At 40.3% G+C, this 548-nt stretch carries 1 pseudogene; it reads right to left on the reverse strand.

The annotated features are described in order from the left end of the window. A pseudogene (locus tag Q1A40_RS22940) lies at nucleotides 1-269 on the reverse strand (type 1 fimbrial protein); the annotation flags it as partial. Between the last annotated feature and the right edge of the window lie 279 nt (nucleotides 270-548).

A 548-nucleotide genomic window follows, 5' to 3' on the forward strand; every position in this document is an offset into this window, starting at 1 on the left:
CCCTGAACAATAAGATTACCTGATTCAGCGGTAGCACAGTCTGCCAGGGTAACTTTTAAGGCTTTTTCCCCGACCTGAGTATTGGCTGTATCAAACTGGTCAGTTCCGAATACGCCCACATTAAAAACAGATTGTCCACCGTTGACGCTGACATCACAGGTTGTGTTGGTGATAATGCCCTGAAGCGTGATTTCCTGTGAAGGTGCCGCGACAGCCGCTCCGGCTGCGGATAATAAGATTGCGGAAAGCAGTAAATTTTTATTAAACATAGTGATACCTTGCCCTGTAGAATTATTGAGGGTTAAACCTGCCATATAAATATATGACGCATGATTATCATTAAACATAGCATTGCATATTACATGTAATACACAATGTTATATTCCTGTGATATTAATAATGAAACGAGCGTTTTATTTTTAATTTATTAAAGGCATGTTCCTCATAAAAAACAGAACCCGCCGCATTTACTTTGAAATAAATACGCTCTTTTGCTCAACCTGCACTGAAAAATGTGTCTCGCTCATGGCCTTACAGATAAACGGGGG

Source organism: uncultured Cedecea sp. (assembly GCF_947498825.1).
In the GTDB taxonomy this organism is placed as follows: domain Bacteria; phylum Pseudomonadota; class Gammaproteobacteria; order Enterobacterales; family Enterobacteriaceae; genus JGM124.